The sequence below is a fragment of the Pokkaliibacter plantistimulans genome (assembly GCF_003194385.1).
GTDB classification, from domain to species: domain Bacteria; phylum Pseudomonadota; class Gammaproteobacteria; order Pseudomonadales; family Balneatricaceae; genus Pokkaliibacter; species Pokkaliibacter plantistimulans.
Map to the genome: position 1 here is coordinate 1 of NZ_LAPT01000046.1, position 25,573 is coordinate 25,573.

General features: G+C 59.9%; 24 protein-coding genes, 1 pseudogene and 1 riboswitch. Of the genes and pseudogenes, 6 read left to right on the forward strand and 19 right to left on the reverse strand.

All coding sequences use genetic code 11. From position 1 onward, the window contains the following. A pseudogene (locus tag WH50_RS27265) lies at positions 1 to 113 on the forward strand (IS110 family RNA-guided transposase); the annotation flags it as partial. A gap of 144 nt (positions 114 to 257) precedes the next feature. Here WH50_RS27265 and WH50_RS10795 read toward each other — a convergent pair. The 7 genes from WH50_RS10795 to antC all read right to left on the reverse strand — a co-directional run bounded on the left by WH50_RS10795 (position 258) and on the right by antC (position 7,460). Then, a complete protein-coding gene (locus tag WH50_RS10795; RefSeq protein WP_110187308.1) occupies positions 258 to 1,118 on the reverse strand; it encodes an alpha/beta hydrolase in 861 nt (286 codons plus the stop codon). Between the two features lie 30 nt (positions 1,119 to 1,148). Beyond that, positions 1,149 to 1,850 carry an ABC transporter ATP-binding protein gene (locus WH50_RS10800; protein ID WP_104155955.1) on the reverse strand — a complete coding sequence of 234 codons (702 nt, stop codon included), beginning with the start codon at positions 1,848 to 1,850 and terminating at the stop codon, positions 1,149 to 1,151. Further along, positions 1,850 to 2,614 carry an ABC transporter ATP-binding protein gene (locus tag WH50_RS10805; protein ID WP_104155954.1) on the reverse strand — a complete coding sequence of 255 codons (765 nt, stop codon included), beginning with the start codon at positions 2,612 to 2,614 and terminating at the stop codon, positions 1,850 to 1,852. Before WH50_RS10805 ends, WH50_RS10800 begins: the two co-directional genes overlap by 1 nt. Next, positions 2,611 to 3,705: a branched-chain amino acid ABC transporter permease gene (locus WH50_RS10810; protein ID WP_104155953.1), complete on the reverse strand. Its 1,095-nt coding sequence runs from the start codon at positions 3,703 to 3,705 to the stop codon at positions 2,611 to 2,613. The genes WH50_RS10805 and WH50_RS10810 overlap by 4 nt, the downstream gene beginning before the upstream one ends. After that, a complete protein-coding gene (locus WH50_RS10815; RefSeq protein WP_104155952.1) occupies positions 3,692 to 4,606 on the reverse strand; it encodes a branched-chain amino acid ABC transporter permease in 915 nt (304 codons plus the stop codon). The genes WH50_RS10810 and WH50_RS10815 overlap by 14 nt, the downstream gene beginning before the upstream one ends. Before the next feature lie 150 nt (positions 4,607 to 4,756). Next, a complete protein-coding gene (locus WH50_RS10820) occupies positions 4,757 to 5,986 on the reverse strand; it encodes an ABC transporter substrate-binding protein (protein WP_110187309.1) in 1,230 nt (409 codons plus the stop codon). 439 nt (positions 5,987 to 6,425) lie between these two features. Continuing rightward, positions 6,426 to 7,460 (reverse strand): anthranilate 1,2-dioxygenase electron transfer component AntC, encoded by a 1,035-nt coding sequence (gene antC, locus WH50_RS10825; RefSeq protein WP_110187310.1) that lies wholly within the window; start codon positions 7,458 to 7,460, stop codon positions 6,426 to 6,428. 41 nt (positions 7,461 to 7,501) lie between these two features. Between antC and WH50_RS26100 the strand changes: the two genes are divergently transcribed. Then, positions 7,502 to 7,753, forward strand: coding sequence for a hypothetical protein (locus WH50_RS26100; protein WP_133251301.1), 252 nt, complete (start codon positions 7,502 to 7,504; stop codon positions 7,751 to 7,753). On the opposite strand, the gene antB is transcribed toward WH50_RS26100, so the two are convergent. Together antB and antA are read right to left on the reverse strand one after the other, a co-directional pair. Then, positions 7,744 to 8,235, reverse strand: coding sequence for an anthranilate 1,2-dioxygenase small subunit (antB, locus tag WH50_RS10830; RefSeq protein WP_110187311.1), 492 nt, complete (start codon positions 8,233 to 8,235; stop codon positions 7,744 to 7,746). The genes WH50_RS26100 and antB overlap by 10 nt on opposite strands. A gap of 1 nt (position 8,236) precedes the next feature. Continuing rightward, positions 8,237 to 9,622, reverse strand: coding sequence for an anthranilate 1,2-dioxygenase large subunit (gene antA, locus WH50_RS10835; protein ID WP_110187312.1), 1,386 nt, complete (start codon positions 9,620 to 9,622; stop codon positions 8,237 to 8,239). A 398-nt stretch (positions 9,623 to 10,020) separates the two neighbouring features. Between antA and WH50_RS10840 the strand changes: the two genes are divergently transcribed. Then, positions 10,021 to 10,341 (forward strand): hypothetical protein, encoded by a 321-nt coding sequence (locus WH50_RS10840; protein ID WP_110187313.1) that lies wholly within the window; start codon positions 10,021 to 10,023, stop codon positions 10,339 to 10,341. Positions 10,342 to 10,415: 74 nt separating this feature from the next. Here WH50_RS10840 and WH50_RS10845 read toward each other — a convergent pair whose 3' ends face one another. Further along, positions 10,416 to 11,267, reverse strand: coding sequence for a DMT family transporter (locus WH50_RS10845; protein WP_110187314.1), 852 nt, complete (start codon positions 11,265 to 11,267; stop codon positions 10,416 to 10,418). Between the two features lie 375 nt (positions 11,268 to 11,642). On the opposite strand from WH50_RS10845, the gene WH50_RS10850 reads away from it, so the two are divergent. Beyond that, on the forward strand, positions 11,643 to 11,969 hold the full coding sequence (locus WH50_RS10850) for a hypothetical protein (protein WP_110187315.1): 327 nt from the start codon (positions 11,643 to 11,645) through the stop codon (positions 11,967 to 11,969). A gap of 80 nt (positions 11,970 to 12,049) precedes the next feature. Here the strand turns inward: WH50_RS10850 and WH50_RS26105 are convergent, their stop codons facing one another. The 7 genes from WH50_RS26105 to WH50_RS10885 all read right to left on the reverse strand — a co-directional run bounded on the left by WH50_RS26105 (position 12,050) and on the right by WH50_RS10885 (position 21,145). Then, the gene (locus WH50_RS26105) at positions 12,050 to 12,583 is read right to left on the reverse strand and encodes a hypothetical protein (protein WP_133251302.1); all 534 of its coding nucleotides are present in this window, start codon (positions 12,581 to 12,583) and stop codon (positions 12,050 to 12,052) included. A 212-nt stretch (positions 12,584 to 12,795) separates the two neighbouring features. Further along, positions 12,796 to 16,401: an urea carboxylase gene (uca, locus tag WH50_RS10860; RefSeq protein WP_110187316.1), complete on the reverse strand. Its 3,606-nt coding sequence runs from the start codon at positions 16,399 to 16,401 to the stop codon at positions 12,796 to 12,798. Positions 16,402 to 16,764: 363 nt separating this feature from the next. Continuing rightward, a complete protein-coding gene (locus tag WH50_RS10865) occupies positions 16,765 to 17,406 on the reverse strand; it encodes an urea amidolyase associated protein UAAP2 (protein WP_110187317.1) in 642 nt (213 codons plus the stop codon). A 12-nt stretch (positions 17,407 to 17,418) separates the two neighbouring features. After that, positions 17,419 to 18,201: an urea amidolyase associated protein UAAP1 gene (locus tag WH50_RS10870; protein WP_110187318.1), complete on the reverse strand. Its 783-nt coding sequence runs from the start codon at positions 18,199 to 18,201 to the stop codon at positions 17,419 to 17,421. Between the two features lie 21 nt (positions 18,202 to 18,222). Further along, the gene (locus WH50_RS10875) at positions 18,223 to 19,017 is read right to left on the reverse strand and encodes an ABC transporter ATP-binding protein (protein ID WP_110187319.1); all 795 of its coding nucleotides are present in this window, start codon (positions 19,015 to 19,017) and stop codon (positions 18,223 to 18,225) included. Continuing rightward, positions 19,017 to 19,835, reverse strand: coding sequence for an ABC transporter permease (locus tag WH50_RS10880; protein ID WP_110187320.1), 819 nt, complete (start codon positions 19,833 to 19,835; stop codon positions 19,017 to 19,019). The genes WH50_RS10875 and WH50_RS10880 overlap by 1 nt, the downstream gene beginning before the upstream one ends. Before the next feature lie 236 nt (positions 19,836 to 20,071). Beyond that, entirely contained in the window at positions 20,072 to 21,145 is a 1,074-nt protein-coding gene (locus WH50_RS10885) for a putative urea ABC transporter substrate-binding protein (RefSeq protein WP_110187321.1), read from the reverse strand. 65 nt (positions 21,146 to 21,210) lie between these two features. Next, a riboswitch (guanidine-I (ykkC/yxkD leader) is annotated at positions 21,211 to 21,311 on the reverse strand. Between the two features lie 396 nt (positions 21,312 to 21,707). Here WH50_RS10885 and WH50_RS10895 point away from each other — a divergent pair. Together WH50_RS10895 and WH50_RS10900 are read left to right on the forward strand one after the other, a co-directional pair. Continuing rightward, complete coding sequence (locus tag WH50_RS10895) at positions 21,708 to 22,199, forward strand: hypothetical protein (protein ID WP_110187322.1); 492 nt, start codon at positions 21,708 to 21,710, stop codon at positions 22,197 to 22,199. Between the two features lie 137 nt (positions 22,200 to 22,336). Next, complete coding sequence (locus WH50_RS10900; RefSeq protein ID WP_110187323.1) at positions 22,337 to 22,774, forward strand: Rrf2 family transcriptional regulator; 438 nt, start codon at positions 22,337 to 22,339, stop codon at positions 22,772 to 22,774. A gap of 67 nt (positions 22,775 to 22,841) precedes the next feature. Here the strand turns inward: WH50_RS10900 and hpxO are convergent, their stop codons facing one another. Together hpxO and WH50_RS10910 are read right to left on the reverse strand one after the other, a co-directional pair. After that, entirely contained in the window at positions 22,842 to 24,005 is a 1,164-nt protein-coding gene (gene hpxO, locus WH50_RS10905; RefSeq protein ID WP_110187324.1) for an FAD-dependent urate hydroxylase HpxO, read from the reverse strand. A 283-nt stretch (positions 24,006 to 24,288) separates the two neighbouring features. Further along, complete coding sequence (locus WH50_RS10910) at positions 24,289 to 25,551, reverse strand: DUF1835 domain-containing protein (protein ID WP_110187325.1); 1,263 nt, start codon at positions 25,549 to 25,551, stop codon at positions 24,289 to 24,291. Positions 25,552 to 25,573 lie beyond the last annotated feature (22 nt).

Consider the following 25,573-nt stretch of genomic DNA (forward strand, 5'->3'; position numbering starts at 1 on the left):
CCCAGAACGGCAAGAGCAAAATGCAGGCGCTAGGCGCGGCGATGCGCAAGCTGGTACAGATTTGTTTTGGTGTGGTGAAACATCAAAACGAATATTGCCCTCAAGTCGCGTGATGCGATTTGAGGGCAGTTAGGAGAGATGGTATCTACCGATACACCTGTATCAAGTACCTGCCCGACAAGTAGGGTGTGATGAACGCAGTGAATCGCACCGGCTTTTGTGCGGTAAATCGCACCGGAAGTCCCCGTGACTACCCTTCAACGCAGGTTGTAGAGACCGAGCACATCCCTGACCAGCTGGCCGCCGTCGGCGAAGAAGTAATCCAGCACGCCAAAGTGATCGACCTCTGGCAACGGCAGATAATCGGCGTCGATACCACGTTCCAGCAGCAGGGTCAGATAGTCTTTCGACTGGCGGTGAAACTCGCTGCTTTCCAGAGCGCCTACCCGCAGCCTGACCGGAGCCCGGTTCAGTACCGGCAGGAACTGCGGACTGTAGCGGTCGACATCCCGACTGGTCAGGTACAGCGACGGCTGCAGCCAGGAATGCGGGAACGGGCGCAGATCAAACAGCCCGCTGATCGCTACGATGCCTTTGACCAGATCAGCAGGCAGACCATAGTCACCGGCCCAGTCAGTGGTCAGCATCATGGCGCTGAGATGGCCACCGGCGGAATGCCCCGATACCGTGATGCGCTCAGGGTCGCCGCCAAAGCTGTCTGCCTGCTTGTACACCCAGGCCAGTGCCGCGCGACACTGGCGGACGATTTCCCCCAGCGCCACCACCGGACACAGGGCATAGTTGACCACCACCACAGTGATGCCGTGCCCGACCAGCTGCCGCGCCACCAGCGCATAGTCAGCACTGGACCCCGCGCGCCAGTAGCCGCCATGCAGGAACACATGCACCGGCGCCTGTGGCTGCGCCGCCGGGAAGATATCCAGATATTCCGCCCGGGTGGGGCCATAGCTCACACTGCGTGACTGCCCCAGCGCCGCCAGAGTGGCGGCACTCTGTTCGGCGTAACGGCTCATGATGGCCTGACGGTCCAGACCAATGGTGGGGTCATACTGGGCGTTGATTTCCACCTCGGTGCGGAAGGTACGATACAAACTCATAGGTAGCGTTGCTCTCGACGGTACGAAGAATCAGATGCCCAGATAACGGTGCTGCACCTGGGGGTCCTGCTGCAGCTGGGCCGAATTACCCTGCCATACCACCCTGCCCTTCTCCAAGACAAAATGGTGATCGGCAATGCGCAACAGTGCGTCCAGATTTTTATCGATGACCAGAATCGACTGTCCCTGAGATTTGAGGTACGTCAGGCAGGCCCAGATTTCATCGCGGATAATCGGTGCCAGCCCTTCGGTGGCTTCATCCAGAATCAGCAGACGCGGGTTGATCATCAGCGCCCGGCCAATGGCCAGCATCTGCTGCTCACCGCCGGACAGCTGATTGCCCATGTTGAGCTGTCGCTCCTGCAGACGCGGGAACAGTTCATACACCCGTTGCAGCGTCCACGGTGAGGCATTGCCCTGACGCTGACTGGCCGCCGCCAGCAGGTTCTCGCGGACATTGAGGTTGGGGAAGACCCGGCGCCCCTCCGGCACCAGACCGATCCCCAGCCGCGCCACCTTGTAGGACTCCAGATGCGAGACCTTGCGCCCGTCCAGAGTGACTTCCCCGCGTTTGGGTGAACGCATGCCCATGATCGAGCTGACGGTGGTGGTCTTGCCCATGCCGTTGCGGCCGAGCATGGTCACTACCTGCCCCTCTTCCACCTGCAGGTCTACCCCGAACAGGGCCTGACTGCTGCCGTAGTAGGTTTCAATCGCTTTGACTTGCAGCATCAGGCCGCCTCCTCGCCCAGATAGGCTTCACGTACCCGTTGATCGTTGCGGATTTCCGCCGCCGTACCGGTCACCAGCGGCTTGCCGTAGACCAGTACCGTCAGCCGGTCGGACAGCGAGAACACCGCATCCATATCGTGCTCCACCAGCAGGATGCTGTGCTCGCCCTTCAGTGCCTGCAGCAACTCCACCATCTGCCCCGATTCTTCCGGGCTCATCCCCGCCATCGGCTCATCCAGCAGCAGCATGCTGGGCTCAGCGGCGAGAGTCATGGCGATTTCCAGCTGGCGCTTCTCGCCGTGAGCTAGATTGCCTGCCAGTACCGAGGCACGATGGGCCAGTCTCACCCGCTCTAAACAGCGGAACGCCGGCTCACGCAGCCGCGCGTCACTGGCCGCCGGACGCCAGAAGCGGAAGCTGTGGCCTTGCAGCGCCTGCACTGCCAGCGCCACGTTGTCGATGACGCTCATTTCCTCAAAGATCGAGGTGATCTGGTAGGAACGCACCAGTCCGCGGTGGGCACGCTGATGAATCGGCATCCGGGTAATGTCGGCGCCATGAAAGCGAATCTGCCCCTGATCGGAGAAAATCTCCCCTGACAGCTGTTTGATCAGTGTGGTCTTACCGGCGCCATTGGGGCCGATCAGCGCATGCAGCTCACCTTTGGCGACACAAATATCGGCATGATCGGTGGCGACCAGCTGGCCATAACGTTTGACCAGCCCGCGGGCTTCCAGCGCCCAGGGCGTATCGGTTGTGCTCATGGCTGCTCCTTGCGAATCAGATAGCCATAGATGCCGCCCTTGGCGAACAGCACCACCAGAATCAGGAAGGGGCCGAAGAACAGCATCCAGTGTTCGGTAATACCGGACAGCACATCCTCCACCAGCAGGAATGCAAAGGCACCCCACAAGGGCCCGAGCAGGGTGCCGAGGCCGCCCAGCAATACCATCACCATCAGCTCGCCGGACATTTTCCAGTGCAGCAGGTTGGGGCTAACGTATTCCATCTGGTTGCCAATCAGCGCACCCGCCAGACCGGCACCGGCACCGGCCAGTGCAAAGGCCATCAGCCGGTAGCGATAGGTGGGGAAGCCCATGGCCTGCATGCGCTGCTCATTCTGTTTGCAGCCACGCAGCACCATGCCAAAACGGGCGGCAATCAGGCGTTGTACCAGCAGATAAATCAGCAGCAGGCAGCCGAAGCAGACGTAATAGAAGGTCAGGTCGTTATCCAGATCGAGCCCCAGCAGAGTGTTACGGCTCATCAGGTTCATGCCGTCATCGCCACCGTACTGATCCAGCGACACGAAGATGAAGTAAATCATCTGCGCAAAGGCCAGGGTCAGCATCAGGAAGTACACCCCGCTGGTACGCAGGCTGATGGCACCGATCAGCAGTGCCGCCAGCGCTGACAGCAGGATCGCCACAGGCCACACGACAATGGCATCGTTACTGGCTGCCAGCTCGAAGGGCCATTCCATCAGCGCCGTACCGTACATGAAGTTCTGCGCGGTGATGCCGACCACGTAGGCACCGATGCCGAAGAAGGCGGCATGACCGAGGCTGAGCATGCCGCCGTAGCCGAGAATCAGATTGAGGCTGATGGCCGCAATGCCGTAGATCATGCAGCGGCTGACCAGCGTCAGCAGGAAGCTGTTGTCCAACACGGCGAGCAGTACCGGCAGCGCCAGCAGCACGGCAAAGGTCAGCAGAGTCAGCCAGCGCGACAACGGCCAGCGACGGCCTGTGCCGTGACTGACCTGCACTTTGCCGTGCTGCTGGCTGCTGGCCGGTGCCAGCGGCTCATTGAGGGCCACCGTTTCACCGAGGGTTGTGGTTTTAGTGACTTGCATTGAACAGCCCTCTTGGTCGGAAAATCAGCACAACGGCCATCAGCAGATAGATCAGGATCGACGACAGCGCCGCGCCCATGCTGTCGGCGGCACCGCCGGACAGTGCCATCCGCATCAGCTCCGGCATGAAGGCACGGCCCAGCGTATCGACCACCCCGACCAGCACCGCCCCGGCCAGCGCGCCTTTGATGGAGCCGATGCCGCCGATGACGATCACCACAAAGGTCAGAATCAGAATGCTCTCGCCCATGCCGCTCTCGACCGACAGAATCGGCCCGGCCATCACCCCTGCCAGCGCAGCCAGCAGCGCCCCCAGCCCGAACACCAGGGAATACAGCAGTTTGATGTTGACGCCGAGGGCAGCAATCATCTCGCGGTCGGAGGAACCGGCACGAATAGCCATGCCCAGCCGGGTACGGTTGATCAGCAGATAGAGGAAGATCGCCACGACGATACCGACGCCAATCACACCAATACGGAACAGCGGATAATTCAGCCCCGGCAGCAGCTCTACCGAGCCGGACAGCGCGGCGGGAATATCGAAGAATAGCGGGGTCTTGCCCCAGATCACCTGCACCGCCTCATTGCAGAACAGGATGATGCCGAAGGTGGCGAGAATCTGTTCGAGGTGATCACGCTTGTACAGCACGCGGAAAATCAGCATCTCCACGGCGATACCGAGAATCGCCGTGGCCAGCAGCGCGCCCAGCAGCCCCAGCACAAAGCTGCCACTGCTGGCGACGATAGCGGCCGCCACGAAGGCGCCGATCATGTAGAAGGAACCGTGGGCCAGGTTGACCAGGTTCATGATGCCGAACACCAGTGTCAACCCGGACGCCATCAAAAACAGCATGACGCCGAACTGCAGGCCGTTCAGCAGTTGTTCGAGAAACAGAATCATAATGCGCAATCTCCACCCTGCGACGGCAGCGCCTGACGCCAACAGCCGCTCAGGCATTGCCTGCTGCGGGCATCACCCGCAGCACTACTTTCAGAACGTGCTCATAACAGCGGATAACCGGCGCGTGTCAGCGCCGGTCGTGGCACGTTCTCAGAGCTTGCATTCGCTGACGTAGGCATCCTGATGCTGCTCAAATACCTTGCTGACGGTCTTGTTGGCATAGCTGCCATCGTCCAGCTTGATAACCTGACGCACGTAGATGTCTTGAATCGGGTGGTGATTGGTATTGAAGCGGAAGCTGCCCCGCACCGAACTGAAGTCAGCGGCCATCAGCGCCTTGCGCACCGCATCCTTGTCATCCAGCTTGCCATCGACCTGCTTCAGCGCGCTGCCGATCAGGTTGGCTGCATCGTAGGCCTGAGCGGCATACAGCGTGGGGTAACGGCCATAGGCGGTGTGGAATGCCTGCACGAACTCGGCATTACCCGCCGCAGGCAGATCATCATTCCATTCGGAACTGTTCATCACCCCTTCGGCAGCCGCACCGACCGCGCCGAGCAGACGGCGGTCAAAGGAGAAGCCGGGGCCAAAGATCTTCACTTCGCTCTTCATGCCGGCCTGATCGTACTGCTTGAGGAAGTTGACCCCGAGGCCGCCGGGCAGGAAGTAGAACACCGCATCCGGCTTGTCGGCACGAATCTGCGAAATCAGCGCGGCATAGTCAGACTGATCCAGCTTGGTATAGACCTCCTGTTTGACCTCACCCTTGTAGAACCGCTTGAAGCCGGTCAGTGCATCCTTACCTGCCGGATAGTTGGGCGCAATCAGGAACACGCTCTTGTAGCCCTGCTGGGTCAGGTATTCGCCCATGGCTTCGTGCATGTTGTCGTTCTGATAGGCGACGTTGAAATAGTTGGGGTTGCACATCTTGCCCGCGAAGGGCGCCGGGGCCGCGTTGGCGCCGACGAAGAACAGGCCGTCCTTGAGCACGCTCGGCACCACGGCCATGGCCACGTTGGAGAACATAATGCCGGTCATCATGTCGATCTTGTCACTCTTGATCATGCGCTCGGCAATCTGCTTACCCTTCTGCGGATCACCGGCATCGTCATCCACCAGCAGCTCCACCGGTATTCCACCGAGGCTGCCCTTGCCCTGCTCGACGGCCAGCTTGAAGCCGTCACGCATGTCTTCACCAAGATAACCGCCCTTGGTCGACAGGGTGGTAATCATCCCCAGCTTGACGGGTTCAGCCGCCACAGCGGTGCTCAGCAGGCTGCTGCCTGCCAGTACCAGTGCGGCACCACAGAGGCCCGGCAACAGGCGCTGAGATACGGCGGAGAAACGCGAAGGATTGGAAACATAAGACTGTTTTGGCATTCAAATCACCCTGGCTCTTTGCAATCAAGATCTCGCTATCTGCCCCGCCGCACTCGGGCCTACGGTGACAGACAACAGCGCTCTGCCGACAGCTCGCACAGGCGGCGCCGGTCGTTGTGTTGAAACTCAATTGTGACTACTGCGGGTACTGCATACTGCTCAGTTGCGGGTACTGCGTGGTGCGAATGTGAAGCCTGCTTGTGCACGGGCATGATCACCGGCCTTCTCCCCACAAGCCGGGTAGAGGCGGTCTGTTGCGTCAGGTTGCGGCCTGCTGGATGTCCATTTGTAACCCAGCTAATGCACTGCGGCTATCCTGAAATTGCACTTTTGTTATCCGTTTTATTGCGCAGTGCGTGCACTTTTTATTCGCGCCCGGCGAGGGCAATGGACGGCCATCGCCGGGCGCTTCCGTGACTATTCAGCCGTAAAGGCGTGCTCAGTCCTTGCTGTTGCTTTCGACAAACTTCTCGAAGTACAGCTGGCCGCCGGTGATCTCCTGCTGGCTCAGCCACTGGCGTACCGCTTCCACCATCGGTGGCGGGCCGCACATATACATGTCGAACGGCTGCCCCTGCAGCAGCGACACATCCAGATGGTCAGGGATGACACCGCATTTGCCCTGCCACGTCTCCGCCGGTTTCATCACCACCGCATGCCAGCTGAAGCCGGGGATGCGCGTCACATAGCTCTGCAGCCGTTCCAGTTCACACAGGTCAGCCTCGGTGGTGACACCGTAATACAGCGTCACCGGCTGGCCGCAGCCGCCCTGTTCGGCCAGTTCATCGAGCATGCCGAGAAAGGCCGACAAACCGGTGCCGCCTGCCAGCATGTACAGCGGCTTGCTGACATGGCGGCGATAGAAAGCGCCGAACGGGGCTTCCAGTGTCAGCGGCTGACCGGGCTGGCAACGATGGCGAATGTAGTCACTCATGGCGCCGCTTGGCAGCAGGCGGATCAGAAACTGCAGCTGATTGCTGTCATTGGGACAGGTGGCAAAGGAATAGGAGCGCCACACCTCGCCTTCCAGATCTGGAATGCGGATACGGGCATACTGACCGGGCAGATAATCCAGCCTGCTGCTGGCGCTGGCATCCAGATGCAGAATGGCGGTCGTCGGTGACACCTGCTGCACCGAGGTCACCGTGGCCTGCAGGGTCTGGGTGCCGTCCTGACTGCACAGGCTGGAGTCAAAGTCGTAGTAGAACGACGCCGCCGAGTGCACCCGGGTCTGACAGGTCAGAATGGCACGCTCGGCCAGCTCCTGTTCGGTCAGGGCTTCTTCATCCACATAGTCCTGCTCATAACGGCCCGATTCACAGCGGCCCTTGCAGGTGCCGCATACCCCTTCACGGCAATCCAGCGGAATGGTGATGCCATTGCGCAAAGCCGCATCCAGCAGCAGCTCATTGTGCTTGGCCTTGAAGAACAGGGTTTTGCCGTCGGCAAAACTGAACGCCACGTTATGTTGCATAGGACTGTCTCTGTGCTGCGCCACGCCGGGCTGAACGCCCGGTGCGGATTGATCTTGTTGGAATAGATGGAGCGTCGTGCCGCCTGTCTGGCGGTCAGCCCGGTGCGGTTCGTACCTCACCGACACCCTACCTCCTGCACTATCGCCGGAGTTGGGAAATGGCGGCTGAGCATCGTGCCGCCCGTCTGGCTGTCAGCCCGGTGCGGTTCGTACCTCACCGGCATCCTACCTCCTGCACTATTGCCGAAGGCGGAAAGCTGTGGCTGAACGCCGTGACCGCGTACTACAGGTGATAGAAGTCCAGCACGGAGTTGATCACATCGTTGAACAGCACCACGTGCTTGCGGCTGATCTTCCAGCTGTCACCGGCGGGCACCAGGGTGTAGGTCACCTGACCATAGAACTGCTCCGACAGGCCAAGACGGGTATACAGCGTGTGCCAGCCTGCTTTCACTTCCAGCGTGCCTTGTTGCGCCTGCTCACTGATGCGCACGTTGCTGACCTGATGCAGGGTGCGTGGCAGCGGGTTGGACGCGGCTGACTTGCCAGTACGCAGGCGGAACACCCGGTCTTCCAGCCCTGAACGGTTGCTGTAATAAATCAGTGACATGCCGCGCCTGGGATCGGTGGTGTACTCGTATTCCGAATCCCACTGCGGTACATGGAATTCGCTGTCTTCGGTAAACAGCTCCAGATAGGCGTCCCAGTCACGGGCGTCGCACAGTGCGGCCTTGTGGTAGAGAAACTGTTCAATATCGTGCTGCAACTGACTCATTTCACACCTCCTTCAGGCTCAGTGACTTGCGCTCCAGACCTTTCAGCAGCAGTTGCTGCCAGGCGCCGTGCTGGTTGACGTACAGACCCTCGTGGGTGAACTCGGTACCGGTAATGGTGGGCTGAATCCCCAGCACATCGGCGTTGAAGGTCGGGCCATACTGCCAGCGGTCATTGCCGCGGCTGATGTCGTTCCACCGCTCCAGACGTGCCTGAAAACCACGCTGGGCCTCGCGGAACTCCACCAGATCATCGGGCGTACCGAGACCGGATACGTTGAAGAAGTCTTCGAACTGACGGATGCGGCTTTCGCGATCCTTGTCCGACTCGCCCTTGACGCCGATGCACTGGCTGATGATTTCGGTCTTGTTCCACGCCACCGGGCGGACAATACGCAGCTGCGAGCTGATCTGATCCATAAAGAACAGGCTGGGATAAATATTGAGGTTACGCAGGCGGTGCATCATCCACTCCGCCTTCTGCTGGCCATACTCCTCCACCAGACGCGGCATCACCGTGACATAACCGGGACGTACAGCCGGGTTGGGCATATCGCTGAACAGCACGGTGTGGCCATTGCGGAAACCAAACCAGCCATCGTCGGTTTCGCTGTCACCGGCGCCCAGTTTGGAGTAGTCGAGGGTGCTGCTGGCACCGCCCTTCTCGGCATTGACCTGCTGACGGTGCTGCACGGTGGCCACGTAGTTGTAGTGCACGGTACTGACGTGATAACCGTCGAGGCCGTTCTCGTTCTGCAGTTTCCAGTTGCCATCGAAGGTATAGGTAGACTTGCCGGGCAGCACTTCCAGCTCACCCGTGGGCGACTGCGCCACCATCATGTCGAAGAAGATGCGGGCATCACCCAGATAATCTTCGAGGCTGTCGCTGCCTTCGGTATCCAGACTGATAAAGACAAAGCCTTTGTAGGAGGCGATACGGCCTTTTTTCAGACCACGGGTGGCCTTGTCGAAACCATCGGGGTATTCACCGGGGGCCTTGACCTTGACCAGACGGCCATCGCTCTTGTAGCACCAGGCGTGGAACGGGCAGGTAAAGGTCGACTGGTTACCGCGCCCCATGCGGGTCAGGGTGGTGCCACGGTGCTGGCAGGCGTTGACCAGCGCATGCAGCTCACCGCTGCCATCACGGGTGATGATCATCGGCTGGCGACCAGCACGCATAGTCAGGTAATCGTTGGGGTTGGGAATCTCGCTTTCGTGGCAGGCGTAGATCCAGGTCTTCTCGAAGATGAGTTCCATCTCCAGATCAAACAGCTCAGGCTCGGTAAACATGTCGCGGGCAATGCGATACACCCCTTCGGCGGGGCGAAAATCGAGGCAGCCCTGAATATAGTCCTGCCACTGTGGGACAGATTTGGAAGTCGTCATCGGTCATCCCCTTGCAGAGTCATTGGACGAAGCAGATGACATTGATTAGACGAGGTTCTGTGCAGGCGGACTATCCGCTTAGTGGACGAAGGCTATCCGGAAAGTTGGGGAAGTGTGTCAGGCAGGCTAAATCGCGGTCAGTGCAGGTCGTCGGCAGGCCGCAACCAACAGCGGCATTTGTTGCAGCAATGCCGACATTCGCCCCAAGTGGCAACCGTGGTGAGCCATACTAGACTCTACTAACGGCCAGACGGTGAAGCTCACTCCTGATATTCACCCTGGCTGTTAATTATGGACATCGCTGCGCCTTTGGCAGTGACGCAAAACTCATACAAGGATTCCCGTATATAAACCACTGCTTACGATGAATAGTCGTAGTAAAGACTGGACGCAAAACAATGAAAACAATAGCGCGTTACTATCCGGTTCTATTACTTGCTGCAACTCTGCTGAGCGGCTGTGCCGTTCAGGTAGGCAAAGAGCCTGGCGTCAACCCGCCCAAACTGATGCCTGATCCGAAAGACAGTACCAGCCAGATCTGGGACCACCCGGGAGCTTTTGGACCTGTTCCCGAGCACCTGATGGCCAAGGCCAAAGAAGAATGCTCATCTCTCGATACCGACAAGGTGCATTACAAAGCCATTGGCTACCACCCACGGGCGATGGATGACAAAGGCGTGCCCTATCCCGATGGGGGTTACCTTTGTGTTCGTAAGTAACCACCGGCGCAATATCAAGCGGGCATGACAGACAGGAGCAAACCGGGCAGCGTGCTGCCCGGTTTGTCAGCCCGTCAGGCGCGATAGACCAGCATTACACCCAGCAGAATAGCGACCATACCCGCCATCGCACTCCAGGGCAGCAGATTGCCAAGGAAGAGATAGTCCATCAGCGCCGTAATCACCGGCACCAGATAGAACAGGCTGGTGACATTGACCAGATTGCCCTGCCGGATCAGCCGATACAGCAACAGCTGCGCGCAGACAGAAATCACCAGCCCCAGCCAGACCCAGGGAATGACGAAGCCCCAGTCCCACTGCAGGGTCAGTGGTTGCAGGGGGCTGATCAGCAGGCACAGCAGCAGGCTGAGGCCATATTGCAGCGGCAGCACCTGCAGCGGTGACTGACTGATCCCTTTCTGCAGAATGGCACCGGCCGTCATGCTGAGCAGCGCACCCAGCGCAAACAGGATCCCCGCCAGTGAGAAATGAGCCTGTGTGATGCTTTGCCAGACCACCAGCACCAGCCCGGCAATGGCCAGCAGCAGCCCGAGCAGACGCACTGGCTGGAAGCGACGCTCCAGCAAGGCCAGCGTCAGCACCGGCTGGGCACCCAGCACCGTGGCCAGCACGCCGGGGGTAATCCCCTGATCCAGCGCCAGAAAATAGCAGACCGAGTAACTGCCGATCAGCAGTGCTCCGGCCATCGCCACCCGTCCGCGGGTACCCGGTTGTGGTCGCCACTGCCGCGCACGCCAGCCCAGTAGTAGCAGCACCGAAGCCGCCAGCGCAAAACGCAGCATCAGAAAGGCAAAGGGGGAGGCGTAATGCAGCCCCCACTTGGAGAAAATGGCGCCACTGCTCCACAGCAGCACAAATAACGTGGTCGAGCCGAGGGCGGCCCAATTGATGGAAAGCAAAGACATGATGTATCGCCTGTAAAAAAAGCCGTACAGATCTCCAGCCAGCGGACACACGCAACTAATGCGAACGATCAGCCGTCACGCTGTTTGAAGAGAACCAGTAAAAACAGGGGCTTAGTGAGCTACTACTACGATCAACACAGGAGGAGCCACACTATGAGGTGCGCCGGGGGGCGGCGCGACAGACGACACAACAGAGTCACGGGTAACAGGCAGGGTCACGCCAGCAGGCTGGGCAGCGCAGGCGGCTTTCGCAATCAGGCGTGATTGGCTGAACATGGTATGGACTCTGCTGGATTAGAGGTGAGGGGTAATGTAGATGAGATAACGCGCTTATGCAAAACTGAATTGGCTGCTGCACAGAACAGGGAGTCTATTTTGACCAGTGATGCTCGCTCCAATCTGGAAACGGATCTGAAAACCTTCATCCATGATCTCTTCATAGACAAAGCTTTCCGCCCCTGGCTGCTGGAACTGCCACAGAAAAGGCCCAGCCACTGGTACTCACTGATCGCCGATCTGGACCGCTCAGGCTGCACGGTCAGTACACTGCAACAGCTGGGGGAAGAAGTGTACAAACCACTGGTCTATCAATGCATCAAATCACCCGCTTTCAACGCTAATGGTCAGTATCTGGTGCTGTTTCATCTGTCGGACAGCATGTATAGCCAGATCGTATTCATGACACCGGCGCCCTCGGCATGATGACAGGCCGGACCTGGCTGCCGCACTGGCAGCAGGTTCCGTTCTGGCAACGCCATGACCTCGATGAGCTGCGACCCCACTTATCGGGTGCAGCTTTTTTCCTTACCGTCAGACTCATCTATATAGGTGAACTCATGCTCGTTCAGGGCCACCACTTTCAACGAACTGGATATGCCTGCGGGAAACATCTCATTGAGTTTCAGCTTTTTCTCGACATCAGGATGAGTCACGTTAACCAGCTTCATATCCACTGATTTGGTTAACACATACTGACCTTTTACCTCCCAGGTAAAGGTTGCTGCCAGTGAATAGATCATTTCCGGAATACCGGCCAGATTTTTTATTTTCATCGTCCCTGTAGCGTTCCCCGTACCTCCCCGCACATACATGTCCTGCGTATCAAACGAGCTAGTAACGCCTCTGGAAGTTACTGACGACTTACAATTCCAGAACTGACCGATCAGCGCGGAAGCGATGTCATCACTGTCCAGCGGCTGTGCTGACTGCGGCTTTTCTGACTGGCTGACGCACCCTGCCAACACCAGTGGCAATATGTAGCACAGCCGCGATCCCATTTTTCTCATTGGTATTCCCTGTTTGCAGAAAACATTCACCTGACACGCTCTCGCCACCCGCAACTCAGGCGCCAGACGGGCGTATCAGCCACTATGGCTTTCCCTCTGTATCAATGTAAAGACAGCCATTGAAATGACACCTGACAGGCATAAGCCGATATTCAAAAGACAATAAATATCCTGCTCCCATATCAGACAGATGAATGAAAAAGGGGCCGCAGCCCCTTATCTCATCCCCTCAGCCATCTATATCACTCAATCACTACCAGCACCTGTCCGGCATTAACCCTCCCTGCGGGTTTGACCAGCAGCTGCGTGACGGTTCCAGCACAGGTGGCGAACACCGGGATTTCCATTTTCATCGACTCCAGAATCAGCAATGGCTGGCCCAACGTCACCTTGTCGCCCACTGCCACATCCGCCTGCCAGACACTGCCGGAGACCGGGCTGTCGACCACGGTGGCATGCTCCGGCCAGCTGGCCTGCTCTGCTTCGGCCTCGACCGACTCTGCTTCGTAATTGAACTGACCACTGGCATGCCAGCGCTGCAGCTCTTCGGCGAAAGCCGCCTCGCGCTGCCGGGTGAAACGGGTGATGGATGGCTGCTGCTCATCGATAAACGCCTGATAGCTGGCCAGACTGAACTGCCCGTCCTCGATGCGCAGCGGATAATTGCCACGGGGGAAGTCTTCACGAATGCGCAGCAGCTCATCGGCGCTGACTTCATAGAAGCGAATCTGATCGAAAAAGCGCAGCAGCCAGGGTCTGGCAAACTCACGGGTCTGGCGGTAACGGTTCCACATCTGCAGGGTACGGCCGACAAACTGGTAACCGCCCGGCCCTTCCATGCCATAGACGCAGAGGTAGGAGCCGCCAATACCCACCGAGTTTTCGGCGGTCCAGGTACGGGCCGGATTGTATTTGGTGGTGACCAGCCGGTGACGGGGATCGACCGGGGTGGCCACCGGCGCACCGAGATACACATCCCCCAGCCCCATCACCAGATAGGAGGCCTCGAACACGATACGCTTGACCTCCTCAATGCTGTCGAGGCCATTGATACGGCGGATAAACTCCAGATTACTCGGGCACCAGGGGGCGTTGGCACGCACCGACTGCATGTATTTCTCGATTGCCTGCTGGCAGGCGGCGTCGTTCCAGCTCAGCGGCAGGTAGACAATGCGCGAGGGCACGGTCAGCGCATCCAGCTGGCTGGCCAGTGTCTGTTCGGCCAGCTGCAGATGAGTCAGCAGCTGCTGACGGCTGAGCTGCTGGCTGTCGTAATGCACCTGCAGCGAGCGAATGCCGGGGGTCAGCTCACGCAGACCGGGCAGCGGATGAGCCTGCAGCCACTGCATCAGCGCATGGGCGCGAAAACGCAGACGAATATCCAGCTGCAAAGGGCCGTATTCCACCAGCAGGAAATGGTCACCGGCCGCCCGATACACCACCTCCTCGCCGTACTGACTGGCAGGCAGCGTCTGCAGAATGGGGCTGACGGGCGGGCACGGCTGCCCGTCGCTGTCACTGCCCGGTTGTGCCTCCAGCGTGGCCAGACTCTGCAACTGCTGGCGCTCCAGTGTCACCGCGCTGTCCAGACTGACGGGCACAAAGCGCAGGCGGTCACCGGCACGCAGCTGGCCCAGCTTCCACAGGTCAGCCTGAATGACCGTTGCCGGACAGACAAAGCCGCCGAGCGACGGGCCATCAGGACCAAGAATCACTGGCATGTCGCCGGTGAAATCGACCGTGCCCCAGGCGTAGGCGTTGTCATGAATGTTCGACGGGTGCATCCCGGCCTCACCGCCATCCGGCCGTGCCCATTGGGGTTTCGGGCCAATCAGGCGTACACCGGTGCGGCTGGAGTTGTAATGCACTTCCCAGTCCGTGCTGAAAAAGCTGTCGATATCCGCGTCAGTGAAAAAGTCCGGCGCGCCATGGGGGCCATAAATCACCCGCAGTTGCCAGTCACGCCCCATGGCCGGGAGCAGAGCGGCGGGCAGGCAGGCACCACTGAGCGCGGCCTGCGGCACGGCAGACGGCAACGCCAGAGTATCGCCGGTACGCAACGCACGGCCGTTATGGCCGCCGAACTGCCCCAGAGTGAAGGTCGAACGCGACCCCAGATAGGCAGGGCACTGAATACCGCCAGCCACCGCCAGATAAGCCCGGGCACCGGCATCGCTGATGCGCCCCAGTTGCAGCTGCTGACCGGCAGCGACTTCCAGCACCTGCCACATGGGTACGGTGCTGCCGTCCAGACTGGCAGTCATGGCAGCGCCACCAATCACGATCCGGGTGGTGGTGGTGAATTTCAGGGTCGGCCCCTGCAGGGTGATCTCCAGCCCGGCGGCATCCTCAGCATTGCCGAGCAAACGGTTGGCAAGGCGGAATGACAGGGAGTCGAACGGCCCGGACGGGGGCACGCCCACATCCCAGTGTCCACTGCGACCGGGATAGTCCTGCACGGTGGTTTGCGTGCCGCCCTGCAACACCTCAATACGCGCGGGCTGCCAGCGGAAACTGTTGAGATAGCGCGTCGTCACCAGCCCCTGCTGCAGGGTGTCATCGGCCAGCAGCGCCTGCAGATAGCCCAGATTGGTCTCGATGCCGTACAGCTCGATCTCCGCCAGCGTCTGTTGCAGGCGTTGCAATGCCGAGGGCCGGTCGTCACCGTGCACAATCACCTTGGCCAGCATGGGGTCAAAATAGGGCGGCACTTCAATCCCGCTTTCCAGCCAGTGGTCGATACGCAGCTGCTCAGCCTCAGGAAAACGGACCCGGCTCAGCAGCCCGGCACAGGGCTGGAAGTCGCGGCTGGGGTCTTCCGCGTAGATACGTACCTGCATGGCATGGCCGTGGGGGCGCAGCGCGGTGCGCTGGTCATCAAGAGCCAGCGCTTCCCCACTGGCCAGACGCAGCATCCACTCCACCAGATCGACACCGTAGACCTGCTCGGTCACCCCGTGCTCCACCTGCAGCCGGGTATTCACTTCAAGGAAGTAGAAAGCGTCGGTATCGGCGTCATAGATAAACTCCACCGTCCCGGCATTGCGATAGCCGACCTGTGCCAGCAGCCGCTCGGCGGTGCGGTGCAGTTCCTTACGCACAGCGTCACTGAGGTGCGGCGCCGGGCATTCCTCCACCACTTTCTGATTGCGTCGCTGACTGGAGCAGTCGCGCTCCCCCAGCGCCAGCGCCTTGCCCTGCCCATCACCAAACACCTGCACCTCGATATGCCGGGCACGGGCGATAAACTTCTCCAGAAAGACGCCGTCGTTGGCAAAGTTATTGGCGCCCAGCCGTTTGACGCTGGCATAGGCCGCCTCCAGCTGCTGGCTGTCCTGACACAGCTGCATACCAATCCCGCCGCCGCCTGCAGTGCTTTTCAGCATCACCGGGTAGCCGATCTCTAGCGCGGCCTGCTGCGCCTGCGCCAGTGACTGCAGCAGGCCAGAGCCAGGTGACATCGGCACCTCTGCCTGCTGCGCCAGTTCACGGGCACGATGCTTGAGGCCGAAGTCTTCCATCTGTTCCGGGGTCGGGCCGACAAAGGCAATACCTGCCTGCTCGCAGCGGCGCACAAAGTCGGCATTTTCCGACAGGAAGCCATAACCGGGATGAATCGCCTCAGCACCACACTGGCGGGCAATGGCAATCAGCTTGCTGGCATCCAGATAGGTGTCAGCAGCGCCACCTTCACCCAGACAGTAGGCTTCATCGGCCTGACTGACATGGAGGGAATGGGCGTCACTCTGGGCATACACCGCCACGGACGTCACCCCCAGCCGGCGCAGGGTACGGATGATGCGGGTCGCGATGGCCCCGCGGTTGGCAATCAGAACCTTGTTGAACATGGCAGTGACCTTGACGGGCCGTCCCGTAGCGCTGTTACGACAGTGGTCGTCCACTGAAGAGGTGAAACTGTTATTGAGTTACGTGCATCTGGCTGGAGGCCACACCGTTGCTGTGAGACCCCCCTCTCCCTGAATCCCTCTCCCACAAGGGGAGAGGGACGGCACAGTGCCCGGCCTGACTACTTTCTGCGCTGAACGATCAGCCATACCCCGATCTATCAGCCTGAACACTGAACAGACTCCCCTCGCGGGAGAAGGACGGTACCGAGCCCAGCCTGAACACGAAACAGGCTCCCCTCGCCCCTTGCGGGAGAGGGGCTGGGGGAGAGGGGTAGCCTTTAGCCCGCAGCCAGCCCTGCCCCGCTACTTCTCCCAGGTCATAACCTCGATGGGAGTCGGGTTATAACCATTGCAGGGGTTGTTCAGCTGCGGACAGTTGGAAATCAGCACGATCACATCCATCAGCGCCTTCAGCTCCACGTACTTGCCCGCCGCCGAAATGCCATCCTCGAAGGTCAGCCCGCCCGCCGCCGTCACCGGCACATTCATGAAGAAATTGATGTTGTGGGTGATGTCGGTCTTGCCCAGCCCGAACTCCGGGTGCTCGGCAATGGCCAGCATCCAGCTGTCACGGCAGGAGTGCATACAGCGTTTCTCCAGGTCGTAACGCACGGTATTACTCTCGCTGGCACAGGCGCCACCGAGGGTGTCATGGCGGCCGCAGGTATCGGCGAGCATTTCCAGCATCGGCCGGCCTTCATTGGAGCGCAGCACGCTGCCCGCGGTCAGATAGAGGTTGCCCTGCTCACGGATGGTGTCGGTAAAGCTGTAATGCTCGCTGGGGTCAGCGGCGTTGTAGAACAGGGTGTCGGCGGCCTGATTCCCCTCCAGATCGAGGATGCGAAAGACCTGCCCGGCCCGGATCACATCGAAGTAATAATCACCGGCACCCACTACCTGGCGGTGCAGTGACAGCTCGGGCTGACGTTCACTGTGCTTGATCATGAGCCTGTCTCCTTACTGAGCACTGGGCACGGCGTAATAGCCGGGATTGGTGAAGTGATAGAGCGCGTTGTTGTGAAAACCACGGCGGTTTTCCGGGCGGAAGTTGAGGCAGTAATCATCGGCGGTCAGTGCTGCTGCCCGGCTGATATCGATCTGCACCTGCGCCTGGGGATACTCGGCGCGGCGGTCCAGCGGATGCGGGCAAGTGTGCAGCAGCACCAGGGTATCCATCTCGAAGCGCAGGGTGACCTGACAGTCGCGGCTGTCAGCGCTCGCATCCAGCGCCAGATTACCGGCCTCATCACTGATCACCTTGCTGAACAGATTGAGATTGGCGGCCAGATCAGCACGGCTCAGGCCGTACTTGGCCAGCTCCACCAGAAAGGCGTCGTAGCCGTTCTGATGCCAGTCGTTGCGCACTTTCTGATAGTCTCGGCGCCCCCACTGTGCGGCCACCTGCTCGGCATGGCTGTTGCCGCAGACACTGTCGTGCCAGCCGAAACTGTCGGCGGTGATGGAGCAGAAGATGCGCCCCATATCGGAATACAGGCAGTTGCCACGGGTCAGCTTGAAGGTGTGCTGGCATTTCAGCGTATCCGGGGCGTTGTAGCGCTCCAGCAGGTTGAACGGGTTATGCATCAACATGGCGACATTGGCGCCGCCGGTCAGATCGGTCAGGGTCATCTGGGTGCCACGGCGCATGGTCAACGACCAGTGCTGACCGGTACGCAGTTCGGTACGGTAGTGGTCCAGACTGAGCACATCGGCATGGGTGGAGGAGCAGACGGCATTCATGGTATATCTCCGAAACAGTGATCAGCCCGCCAGCGCCACAGTGGGCGCGGTGCGGGCCTGAATATCCTTGAGCAGCGCAGCGCCCTGCAGATCGCTGCCACGCTTGCGGTTAATGTCGAGGTCGTAGGTGAGGCTGGCGCCATAACGATGGGGGGCCTGCGGATCGTGGCGTACCTTGTCGAACACCCACAGACGGGTGCCCAGATAGAAGGCTTCCTTGAGATCGTGGGTGACCATGAACACCGTCAGCTGGTGCTCTCGCCACAGCCCCAGCACCAGCTCGTGCATATCGGCACGGATACCGGGGTCGAGGGCACCGAAGGGTTCGTCCAGCAACAGGATGCGGGGCTTCAGCATCAGTGCCTGAGCAATGGCCAGACGCTGTTTCATGCCGCCCGACAGTTCATGAGGGTAGCGCTGCAAGGCATGGCTCAGCCCGACCTTGTCGAGCATCGCCTCCGCCGCCTGCCGCGCTGCGGCCTTGCGGGTGCGCCCCAGCCAGCCGGTCCACGGGCTTTGCGAGAAGGCACAGGCGATGATGACGTTGTCGAGCACGCTCAGGTGGGGAAACACCGAGTACTGCTGGAACACAATGCCACGGTCTGCATCCGGCTCGGCGGCCAGCGGCTGGCCATCGAGCAGAATCTGGCCCTTGCTCGGTACTTCGGTGCCCAGCAGCATTTTCAGGAAGGTACTTTTGCCACAGCCGGAGGCGCCCACCATGGTGACAAAGTCACCGGCCTGCACCTCAGTATGGATGCGCTCCAGCACAATCTGATCGCCATAGGACTTCCACAGGTTATTGATCTGCAGCATCACAGGCCTCCTTGGTGATACCAGGGATAAAGACGGCGATTGGCCCAGGCCAGCAGCCAGTCCACCAGAAAGGCCAGCAGGGTGATCCAGGCCACATAGGGCAGAATCACATCCATCGACAGATAGCGGCGTACCAGAAAGATGCGATAGCCCAGCCCGTCGGTGGAGGCGATAGCCTCGGCAGCAATCAGGAACAACCAGCCCGCTCCCAGCGACAGGCGCACCGCGTCGATCAGCCGTGGCATCAGTTGCGGCAGCAGCACGCGCAGCAGGATGGCTGGTGTCGCGGCACCGAGGGTTTGCGACTTGACCAGCTGTTCGGCGGGGATTTCCTGCGCACGTTTCTGAATATCGCGGGCGATAAAGGGGAAGATGCCGATCACGATCAGCACCACTTTCGACAGCTCGCCGAGGCCGAACACAATAAACAGGATCGGCAGCAGCGCCATCGGCGGGATCAGCGACACCACCGTCAGCAACGGTGAAAAGGCCGCACTCACCAGCGGCAGCGCGCCGGTCAGCAGACCGATCACCAGCCCCAGCGTGGCGGCAATCAGTATCCCCAGCCCCAGACGCTGCAGACTGCTGAAGGTGTCCTGCCAGAACAGCAGTTCGCCAGTGCGCTTGCTCGGCTCGAACACCATCTGCTGCATGGTGCTGGCGAACTGGGCAAAGCTGGGCAGCAGCTTGTCATTGGGGTTGAGCGCCAGCCGCGCATCGGAACTGAGGATGTAGACCAGCAGCAGCAAGGCAAAAGGCAGCAGGGTCAGCATCATCCGCCAGGACCGGTCAGGCCGCAGGTTGATCATACGTTTCATGGAGAGTCTCCGTTGCGCAGCAGGTGGCGGGAGCAGGGCTGCCCTTTACCGGGAGCCATGCCGGTGGCTTATCCGCCACCCCCGCTCGTCTTCACAACGTATTCACGATCTCGCCCGTGCCAGACCGGGCGAAAAGCACTGAGGATGCGCCCTTTACCCGTGATAAAGGGTAGCGAGCACTCCGCAGGTCTTTTCAACGCCGTATGGCCTGAGCGCAACAGATCGTGAACACGCTCTTACAGCTGCTTATCCGCTGCCATCTGCATATAGGTTGGGTCGAAGCGCAGCTTGACGTTACTGTCGCTGCCGTAGATGCCCGTCGGTGTTTCCACCCCGATAAAACCGGCATTGGGCGCGCCATCGCCAAGCAGGCCGTGCTCGTAGGAGAACTCCGCCACATGCTGCATGGTGGCCTTCAGCTCGGCATCGCGGGTCAGCCCCAGTGCTGCCTGCGGGGTGTAGAACATGCGGGTGGTTTCCAGCTGGCTTTCAAAACCAAACAGATCGGTGCCGGAGGCGGTGGCCATGGCTTCGCGGGCGGCCTGACCGTCGGGGCCGGGGTCACTCATCAGGGCCATGGTTTCATACCAGGCACCGACCAGCGCCTTGCCAAAATCGGGGTTGTCCTTGAGGGTCTGGGTATTGGCGACCATCAGGTCGATGATTTCGCCGGGGATCTTGGAAGAATCAAATACCAGATGGCTGTCAGGCATCTGCGTGATGGTGCTCAGCAGCGGGTTCCAGGTGACAGTCGCCGTCACGTCCGGCGTGCTGTAGGCCGCGACCATGTCGGCATCGGAGGTGTTGACCACGGTGACGTCTGATTCCTTCATGCCAACCGTTTCCAGCGCCCGCGCCAGCAGATAGTGCGACACGCTCAGCTCAACCAGATTGACGTTCTGGCCCTTGATGTCAGTGAGCTTGTCCTTGCCCTTCAGCACCACACCGTCATTACCGTTGGAGAAGTCACCGACGATCAGGGCGGTGCTGTCGACGCCACCGGCGGCCGGAATGGTCAGGGCATCCATGTTGGTCATGGCACAGGCATCAAAACCACCGGCGGTGTACTGATTGATGGACTCGACGTAGTCGTTGATCTGGGTGACATCAATGCTGATGCCGTACTTGTCGGCCCATTTCTTGATGATGCCGTGGTCCTTCATATAGCCCCAGGGCATCCAGCCCACATAGATGGACCAGCAGACATTGAAGTCTTTCTTGGTGTCGGCCTGAGCAGATGAGGATAACAAGGGCGCGCTGCAAACAGCGGCAAGGGCGGTGGAAACAAACAGTGCTGTGAGTCGCTTCATGGCTGACCTCCCGTTGGGATTACACATGGAATATCCGGAGTACTCTTGGCTTCACCGCCAATCGAACCTCCCGGGCTTTTCTCCCGCCGTGTAACCTTCTGCGAAGGTCGACCGCTCTCGGACCAGCCGTCTTCTCCCGAAGACCGGAACCCTAGCGATCCATTGCTGAATCAAATTGTCAGGCAGTTCCATCTGCCAAGAGTACTGCCCGTCTGGCTGACCATCAGCCATGCGGGTTGTGACGTACATCAGTTGCTACACAAACTTGAATACAAGATCCGGGCCACAGTGGCTAAGCCTCTGTATTTGCAGGATTTACCTCTGTTTGCAGCGGTTGGCACAGTGCGGTTGTGCACTGCAACTGACGGCGACAGGCGATACCGCGCACGATCAGAGTGCAAGCAGCACTGGAGATAAAGCAGCGTGTATACGTCACTAACTGACGTGTATCTGCATCGAAAATGCTGCTTGGCAACAGAAACTATTTTTATCGCCGGGGATTGCCGCTAGCGGCGACCTCGCTTTCAATAGAGGGCTTCTTCACTCTCAGGTTGCCAGGAAAATGGATTTCCCACGCTTACATACCGCTTCCACTGCACGCCGCAGCAAACGGCTGGGTGCCTTGCTGTCAGGCGGACTGCTGGCCGCCGGCTGCACGCTGGTGCAGGCCGATGACGGCGCTGCGCCGCAATGTCAGGCACAGATCACCACGCTGATGTCGCTGCCGGTGCTGGATGGCACCGAGACCTTCGAGCCACGGCTGTACCACCCCAGCCCCGATCTGGTGTATGCCCAGTATTCGGTGGAGCTGGGCGATACCCTGCTGGAAGTCAGCATCGATCCGCAGAACAACACCCTGACCCGCTGGACACTGGAAGCCGGTGAAGAAGAAGACGTCAGACACTATCAGCTCAGTTGCGATGAAAACGGTCGCTTCAGTGGCGACGGTGTGGAAGGCATGGCAGTGGATGGCGGCCTGCTGCTGTACGAAGCCAAAGCCGGTGACGACAGTATTCCTGATGATCTGGCCCTGTTTTATTCCAGAGATCACTGAAATTCGAAAGATCACTGAGAAAGCGGCCCGTACTGTCGCCAACGGGGGCAAATTTGTACCCATCGTGATCAGCCAGCCTGTTAGAATCAGACGGCGGGGACACTGACCCCTCCCACCTAATTCAGGGTTGAGCTGACATGCAGTTAAAAAGCTTTACCGACCTGTCGCTGCGCACATTGCTGTATGTGGGCATGCAGGGTGAGAACCTGAGCACCATCGGCGCAATTGCCGACTTCTTCCACATCTCCAAAGAACATCTGCGTAAAGTGGTCCACCGCCTCTCCTCACTGGGCTATCTGCACACCACCCGGGGAATCTACGGCGGCATGCAGCTGGCCATGGCGGCCGATCAGATTCGGCTGGGCAAGGTAGTGGCGCTGATGGAAGAAGACATGTCGATCATCGACTGTGAAGGCAGGCAGTGCACCCTCACCGGCCGCTGCAAGCTGAAGGGGGTGCTGATGCAGGCACAGCAGGCCTTTCTGCAGGTACTCGACCAGTACACCCTGGCCGACGTCCTCAGCGACCCGCTCCTGCAACAGCAGTTACGTATCGAGCTGCACGCCGTCAGCTGACGAAGATTAAGAAAGCGCAGCAACACCGCCACTGCACTCCCGACACACGCCAGTCGTGACCACATTGTTACTGCAGCGGGCTGCCTTCAATCGTCTGCCGCAGACCGGCGAGAATATTGACGCCGCTTTCCTGCGCCAGCTCGTCATACCATTCCTGCGTCTTGACCGGGTCCGTACCGTGGGTGGTGTCGCAGCGCTTGCGCGCGCGCAGCACGATACCGGCCACCCGCTCCAGACGCTGCGCCTCATACTGCGCAAGAGCTGCCGGAACATCCCCGGCGTACTGTTCCAGACAGTTCATCAGCACCCAGGCATCTTCCATGGCCTGACAACCGCCCTGCCCCAGATCCGGCGTCATGGAGTGGGCCGCATCACCCAGCAGCACCAGCCGCCCCTTGACCAGCTTGTCGAGCGGGTCAACATCGTGAATTTCCACCCGCGCGACCCGCTCAGGGTCAATACGCTCAATCAGCGTCTGCACCGGTTCCGCCCAGCCCGCAAAGTGCTGACGCAGCTCATCGCGATAGTGGTTGCGCTGGTTAGCCGTGCCCTTGGGCAGCGGCACGTCGAAGAAGAAATAGAATTCGTCATTGCCCATGGGCATCAGCGATACCCGCTTGTGCTCACCGACAAACTGCTTCCATTCGTGGGCATCGGCCAGATCGGCCGACACCGGCACCCGGCCATTCCAGTTCACATAGCCACGGTATTCCCGTTCGCTGTCGAACCCGGCCACCTCGGTGCGCAGACGTGAATGAGTGCCATCGGCTGCCACCAGCAGATCAGCGCGCACGGTGTCGCCCGTGCTCAGGGTGACATCTATACCCTTGGCATCCTGCGCTACCTGCTCACAACTGACACCGAGGGTGATGTGCTCCCTGCCGACAGCCTCCAGCAGCAGCTCCTGCAGCAGCGCGCGGGCAATCGGTCGTGCCGGTTGCTGCACCTGCTGATACAGCGGCTCCAGGCTGAAGCGGGTCAGGGTCTGCCCCTGCTGGTCCTGATAACTCATGCTGCGCATATCACCGCTGACCGCCTCAATCTGCTCCTTCAGCCCCAGCGCATTGAGAATCTTCACGCCGTTGGACCAGATGGAGATCGCCGCGCCAACCGGCGCCAGTTCCGCCACCCGCTCATAGACATGGACCCGGTGACCGGCTTTCTGCAGGGCAAGGGCGGCGGTTAATCCACCCATGCCCGCGCCTGCGACAACAATGTTGAGTGCTTGCATAGGGAGCATTCCTGACAGTTAAGTAATCACTGCTCCCTGCCAAGCAAAAAACTAACCAAGTAGTCAGAAATCTTGAAATTGGCCAAAAGCCCCGTGATATCAGGCATCTGGCGTTATGTATCAGGTGCATTGGGAGAGGTTGCGGACAATCGCCTATGCCCCGAATTGGGGAGTAACGCCCGGCAGGGGGCCGTAATGGGGCAGCCGTGCTGCGGTGATCACCACAACACGGCGCAGAGTAAAGAGAGGAAAAAAGTTGCTGTCAGAGCAGACAGCGAACCGGTCAGCGCACCTGCCCTTTGATGCAGATACCACCCACCCAGCGCTCACCGTAGAACAGCTCACGAAAATCGCGTTTGCCACGCAGTACGGCAACGCCGGTCTCGGTCAGAAAGATGGGGTAACTGGGCCAGCCTCGCTCAGGGTCGCCCTTGCCCGGCTCCAGCACAAACAACGGCTCACGGCTCTGCTGCAGCTTCCGGAGCAGATGCCAGAACATCAGATCACCCAGAAACGGCAGCGGTTCGAGCTGTCGCATCAGCACCGCAAACACCCGGCCCACGGTATCGGCGCCATAGTCTGCCATGGCCTGCAGTGCCAGGTGCTGGGTCAGCCCCAGACCATTGAAGCCGGAGGGTAACTCCCGCAGATGGCGTTGCAGGGCGCGTTGCATGGGCAAGATCGGCGGCGTTTCTGCGGCGGCAAGGGCCTGCAACGCGGCCGGATCAGGCTGGCACAACGCCCGCCATACCTGTCGCCCCAGCTGCAGGTGCGCACGGCCCAGCGGCACCCGCTGGTTGTGCCACAGCCAGGTCAACAGCTCCGGTGTCAGCTGCCCCAGCCCGATAAAATCCGGCACCCCCGGCACCTGCTCAACACAGATCAGCTCCAGCTGCACCTTTGGTTGCAGCCGCAACAGCTGGTCCAGCAAGAAGGCCAGAATCAGCTGGTCGTAGCTGTCGTGTTCAAACCACAACACCACCTGCTGATAGTCTTCCAGCCGCTGCAACACGGCATATTCACCCTGCAGACGCGCGAGGGCATCAGCCGGCTCCAGCTCATAGGCCGAGGCGATAAAGCGGGCGCGGTTGTGGATAAACTCAGGTAACGGCAGATCGGCCAGTGGCCCCTGACAGAAGGGGTCGGCAAACTGCTGGAAATCACCGATAAAACCGGCCAGCTGCAGACTCTGGCGAATGTCCTCGCCACAGCGCAGATGCAGGGTATGGCGACCATCAGGCGCAGTGTCAGGCTGATGGGCCAGCTGCTCGATATGCGTTTTCATCCGCGCCCAGCTGGCAAAGCCGTTCTCGCGGGCAATCACCCACTGGGCATCCGCCAGCTGTGGATAAAAGCCATGATCGTAGCGCGGGTGATGCTGTTGAAAACGCTGCACCGCGGGCGCCTGATCCTGATGATAGGCCCGCAGTAACTCTCTGGCGCGCTTCTTCTGCTGTTCCAGATTCAGCCGCCCGTTGAACCAAGTACGCTGGTAAGGCGACGGTGCCGCTGTATCACTCACAGACGGACGCTCAGTATCAGACATACGACTCCTCCTGCAGCCTTGC

What these genes read in the sequence shown, in the direction of transcription:
- WH50_RS10795 (WP_110187308.1), bottom strand. Translation starts at nt 1,118, where the DNA reads ATGAGTTTGTATCGTACCTTCCGCACCGAGGTGGAAATCAACGCCCAG.
- WH50_RS10800 (WP_104155955.1), bottom strand. Translation starts at nt 1,850, where the DNA reads ATGCTGCAAGTCAAAGCGATTGAAACCTACTACGGCAGCAGTCAGGCC.
- WH50_RS10805 (WP_104155954.1), bottom strand. Translation starts at nt 2,614, where the DNA reads ATGAGCACAACCGATACGCCCTGGGCGCTGGAAGCCCGCGGGCTGGTC.
- WH50_RS10810 (WP_104155953.1), bottom strand. Translation starts at nt 3,705, where the DNA reads ATGCAAGTCACTAAAACCACAACCCTCGGTGAAACGGTGGCCCTCAAT.
- WH50_RS10815 (WP_104155952.1), bottom strand. Translation starts at nt 4,606, where the DNA reads ATGATTCTGTTTCTCGAACAACTGCTGAACGGCCTGCAGTTCGGCGTC.
- WH50_RS10820 (WP_110187309.1), bottom strand. Translation starts at nt 5,986, where the DNA reads ATGCCAAAACAGTCTTATGTTTCCAATCCTTCGCGTTTCTCCGCCGTA.
- antC (WP_110187310.1), bottom strand. Translation starts at nt 7,460, where the DNA reads ATGCAACATAACGTGGCGTTCAGTTTTGCCGACGGCAAAACCCTGTTC.
- antB (WP_110187311.1), bottom strand. Translation starts at nt 8,235, where the DNA reads ATGAGTCAGTTGCAGCACGATATTGAACAGTTTCTCTACCACAAGGCC.
- antA (WP_110187312.1), bottom strand. Translation starts at nt 9,622, where the DNA reads ATGACGACTTCCAAATCTGTCCCACAGTGGCAGGACTATATTCAGGGC.
- WH50_RS10840 (WP_110187313.1), top strand. Translation starts at nt 10,021, where the DNA reads ATGAAAACAATAGCGCGTTACTATCCGGTTCTATTACTTGCTGCAACT.
- WH50_RS10845 (WP_110187314.1), bottom strand. Translation starts at nt 11,267, where the DNA reads ATGTCTTTGCTTTCCATCAATTGGGCCGCCCTCGGCTCGACCACGTTA.
- uca (WP_110187316.1), bottom strand. Translation starts at nt 16,401, where the DNA reads ATGTTCAACAAGGTTCTGATTGCCAACCGCGGGGCCATCGCGACCCGC.
- WH50_RS10865 (WP_110187317.1), bottom strand. Translation starts at nt 17,406, where the DNA reads ATGATCAAGCACAGTGAACGTCAGCCCGAGCTGTCACTGCACCGCCAG.
- WH50_RS10870 (WP_110187318.1), bottom strand. Translation starts at nt 18,201, where the DNA reads ATGAATGCCGTCTGCTCCTCCACCCATGCCGATGTGCTCAGTCTGGAC.
- WH50_RS10875 (WP_110187319.1), bottom strand. Translation starts at nt 19,017, where the DNA reads ATGCTGCAGATCAATAACCTGTGGAAGTCCTATGGCGATCAGATTGTG.
- WH50_RS10880 (WP_110187320.1), bottom strand. Translation starts at nt 19,835, where the DNA reads ATGAAACGTATGATCAACCTGCGGCCTGACCGGTCCTGGCGGATGATG.
- WH50_RS10885 (WP_110187321.1), bottom strand. Translation starts at nt 21,145, where the DNA reads ATGAAGCGACTCACAGCACTGTTTGTTTCCACCGCCCTTGCCGCTGTT.
- WH50_RS10895 (WP_110187322.1), top strand. Translation starts at nt 21,708, where the DNA reads ATGGATTTCCCACGCTTACATACCGCTTCCACTGCACGCCGCAGCAAA.
- WH50_RS10900 (WP_110187323.1), top strand. Translation starts at nt 22,337, where the DNA reads ATGCAGTTAAAAAGCTTTACCGACCTGTCGCTGCGCACATTGCTGTAT.
- hpxO (WP_110187324.1), bottom strand. Translation starts at nt 24,005, where the DNA reads ATGCAAGCACTCAACATTGTTGTCGCAGGCGCGGGCATGGGTGGATTA.
- WH50_RS10910 (WP_110187325.1), bottom strand. Translation starts at nt 25,551, where the DNA reads ATGTCTGATACTGAGCGTCCGTCTGTGAGTGATACAGCGGCACCGTCG.